Here is a 1071-nt window from a genome sequence, read left to right on the forward strand (position 1 = left end):
CCACTTCAGGAACGTATGGGCATAAAAGATTCTCCTGAACTTGCCTTAAAAGATTGGCATTCATTCGCTCAGTTCAGTGAACAGGATGAATGGCCTAAACGTTGGGCTGAATACTACGTGCAGAATTCCGCAGAGCGCGTATTTCATTGGCTGTGTGACAAAGGCTTAAAGTTCTTTCCGGCCGTAAACTGGGTAGAACGTGGGCTAAATGGCGATGGTAATAGCGTTCCCCGGTATCACGTAATTTGGGGCACTGGTCACCGCTTGGTTGAATTGTTTCTAGAAAAACTGGCTAAGCATTCTAACCGTGATAGTCTTCAGTTCTTTTATCGACATCGTGTAGTTGAGTTGGTATCTGAAAATGGCCGCGTAGTGGGCTGTCGAAGTGAAAGTGAAGAGACTAAAAAGGTAGTAGAGTTTGAGGCTGAGCATACTATTGCTGCATGTGGCGGGATTAACGGCAGTATCGACAAGGTTAGGGAGCATTGGTACAAACCTTGGGGCTTGCCACCGAAAGAAATCCTAAACGGATCTCACCCTTATGCCGATGGCGCATTGCATGAGCTCGTTTCAAATTTGGGGGGGAGTGTTACGCATCTTGATAAAATGTGGAATTATGCGGCAGGTATTCCGCATCCTCAGCCACAATTTGAAGGCCATGGCTTAAGCTTGATCCCATGTAAATCTGCTTTGTGGCTTGACGCTAAAGGCAATCGTATTGGCCCTGATCCACTCGTTACTGGTTTTGACACAAATGAGTTATGTCGTCGCGTTGCCCAGCTAGAAGAACCTTATACCTGGCAGGTTTTGAACTGGGGTATCGCTGCAAAAGAATTCGCAATCTCCGGTTCGGAGCATAACCCCTCGATTCGAGACAGAAAGTTGCTTAGCTTTTTAAAGGAAATATTGCTAGGAAATCACACGCTAATTGAGAAAATCTCTACTGAAAGTGACCACTTTATCGTTGCACAGAATATGGATGAACTCCTTACCCAGATGAAGGCTCTTGATGATGAAAAAGTTTTGAGCTGTGACAATGTTAAAGCTGCTGTTAGTGATTATGACCAAATG

General features: G+C 45.0%; 1 protein-coding gene. It reads left to right on the forward strand.

From position 1 onward, the window contains the following. Positions 1 to 15: 15 nt before the first annotated feature. Positions 16 to 1071, forward strand: a 1056-nt coding sequence (locus A3756_RS21965; protein ID WP_082865431.1) for an FAD-binding protein, incomplete at its 3' end; no start/stop codon positions are given.

The sequence above is a fragment of the Oleiphilus sp. HI0086 genome (genome assembly GCF_001635225.1).